Source organism: Streptomyces sp. NPDC058701, from assembly GCF_042715295.1.
Lineage (GTDB): Bacteria > Actinomycetota > Actinomycetes > Streptomycetales > Streptomycetaceae > Streptomyces.
Genome location: NZ_JBHXSY010000152.1, coordinates 1 through 1,066, shown reverse-complemented (window position 1 = coordinate 1,066; position 1,066 = coordinate 1). Strand labels below are relative to the sequence as shown.

Genomic DNA, 1,066 nt, shown 5'->3' with positions numbered 1-1,066 from the left:
GCAGCCTGCCCGGCACCACCGAAAGATCAGCTACACCACGTCAAGGGACATGACCGTTCCGTTCCAGCGGCCAGTGGCGGGAGATGCCTGCCGAGTTCGGTCCCTGGGCACCGTCTACGGGCGTTTCCGGGTCTGGCGGAACGCCGGCGAATTCTCCGCGCTGCTGGAAGGCGTGATCGCCGAGGTTGCCCGCGCAGAGAGAACCGACTTGTCGCTGGTCAGCGTAGATTCCACAACGGTCCGCGCCCACCACGACGCTGCCGGGATGCGTGTCGGCAAGGGCGCGTGGAAGTACCGCACCTGCTCTCCCTGGCGGGACCTACCGGACGAGCTCGGCTCGTTCCAGACCGCTCACAAACGCCTGATCAGGTGGGCCGTGGACGGCACCTGGGAACGCATCCTCGCGGCAGTTCTAGCAGCAGCCGACGCTGATGCCGACATCGGCTGGACCGTCTCGGTGGACTCCACCGTCTGCCGGGCCCACGAGCACGCTGCCGGTGCCAGGAAAAGGGGGAGCCAGGCCGGGCCGAACCTGACGACCACGCCCTCGGGCGCTCCCGCGGCGGCCTGAGCACGAAAGTCCACCTGGCTAGCGACAGCCGTGCACGGCCTCTGGCCCTTCGCGTCACCGCAGGCCAGGCGGGCGACGCCGGCCTTCGAGACCGTCATGGCAGGCATCCGTGTTCTGCGAAGCGGACCCGGACGGCCCAGCCGGGCCTGACAGCGGCCTTCAGATCGGCCGAAGCCCGGTATGTCCTGTTGGACGCGACTCGTGCCGAGTACGACCGGACCGCCGACGGACGAGCGGACTACTCGGGCAAGCACCGACGGCACGGGGTGAACCCGCAGGTCATCACCACGCCGGACGAAACGCGAGCCTGGATCTCTTCCGCCCTGCCCGGCACCGCGGCCCGCTGACACCCGATCATCGCCACCCGCGTTCACCTCGGCATCCGCGTGGTCACGGACCGCGGCTACCAGGGCGTCGGCGACACGTCGCCCCCGTTATCTTTTTCGGGGTCCTGCAATGGGGCCGCTGGCCTCCGGGCCCGGTGTGACTGTGTCC

At 69.2% G+C, this 1,066-nt stretch carries 1 protein-coding gene and 1 pseudogene; both read left to right on the top strand.

What is annotated here, in order from left to right:
- Window positions 1-56: 56 nt before the first annotated feature.
- A pseudogene (locus tag ACFWW8_RS38655) lies at window positions 57-709 on the top strand (IS5 family transposase); the annotation flags it as partial.
- A gap of 50 nt (window positions 710-759) precedes the next feature.
- Window positions 760-918 carry a hypothetical protein gene (locus ACFWW8_RS38650; RefSeq protein ID WP_386537631.1) on the top strand — a complete coding sequence of 53 codons (159 nt, stop codon included), beginning with the start codon at window positions 760-762 and terminating at the stop codon, window positions 916-918.
- Window positions 919-1,066 lie beyond the last annotated feature (148 nt).